The sequence below is a fragment of the Pseudomonas sp. UV AK001 genome (assembly GCF_046097675.1).
GTDB classification, from domain to species: Bacteria; Pseudomonadota; Gammaproteobacteria; order Pseudomonadales; family Pseudomonadaceae; genus Aquipseudomonas; species Aquipseudomonas kribbensis.
This window is the reverse complement of record NZ_JBJUVZ010000043.1, coordinates 1-256: the sequence shown is the minus strand read 5'-3', so window position 1 is coordinate 256 and position 256 is coordinate 1. Positions and strand designations below refer to the sequence as shown.

Below are 256 nucleotides of genomic sequence, written 5' to 3'. Positions count from 1 at the left end.
TCCGGGTCGTAGTACCGGTGCCGGTTGTAATGCAGCCCGCTTTCCGCATCGAAATACTGCCCCTGAAACCGCAGCGGCTGGTCGAGGTAGTCGTCGGTCGCCAGTTCTACCGAGGTGGTTTTGCCGTAGGCGCTGTATTTGGCTGACCAGACGATCTCGCCGCTGTAGTCGGTCAGCTCTTGCGGGGTGCCGAGGTGGTCGAGCTGGTAGTAGAACGGGCAGGCGCGTTTCGGGCCTTGGCCGTCGAGCATCGCCA

At 62.5% G+C, this 256-nt stretch carries 1 protein-coding gene; it reads right to left on the bottom strand.

All coding sequences use genetic code 11. The annotated features are described in order from the left end of the window. The coding region (locus ACKLNA_RS29195; protein ID WP_408987858.1) for an RHS repeat domain-containing protein at positions 1-256 on the bottom strand (256 nt) is incomplete at both ends.